The following is a 484-nucleotide window of genomic DNA, read 5'->3' as shown; positions in this document are numbered from 1 at the left end:
GCCTTCTTATGTTGAGGGTTCGCGCGCACTCAGTTGGGCAGCTTCAACCGGTCTAAAACGCCTCGGGCAAACCACGCAAAAATGCGGATAATGCTCGCCGGTCTCTGCCTTCTCATCGTTGTTTCGATCATCGCGCTGCTCACGACGTCGAGCGGAATCATGATCTATCAGGTGAAGGCCGGGGACGGATATTTCTGCCGCTACTTCACTGGAATAGGGTCGTTTACCACGCCGTCTTATGCGGTGACTGGATGCCCGAGATTCATCAGTGTCAATCGGTAGCGGGGCCGCGCATCCACATCAGCTATACGTATGCGCGGCGAACGCTTGCACGGTGTTCGAGTTCGAGGCGGCCAGAGCCCGCGCCGCTTCTGCGGCAAGGTTGGTGACGGAACCAAAGGCCGCCTGCATCGTGGCGAGGCCGCCGTAACTCTGATTATCGTCGATGTTGACGCCGGTGAGCGTGAAGGCGCCGCAACCAACC

Annotated in this window: 1 protein-coding gene; it reads right to left on the bottom strand. The window is 58.7% G+C overall.

The annotated features are described in order from the left end of the window. Positions 1-300: 300 nt before the first annotated feature. Positions 301-484: hypothetical protein (locus tag EN780_RS39500; RefSeq protein ID WP_189557168.1), on the bottom strand; the 184-nt coding region annotated here is incomplete at its 5' end.

Source organism: Mesorhizobium sp. M4B.F.Ca.ET.089.01.1.1, assembly GCF_004022605.1.
Classification (GTDB): domain Bacteria; phylum Pseudomonadota; class Alphaproteobacteria; order Rhizobiales; family Rhizobiaceae; genus Mesorhizobium; species Mesorhizobium abyssinicae.
This window is presented reverse-complemented; position numbering and strand designations above follow the sequence as displayed.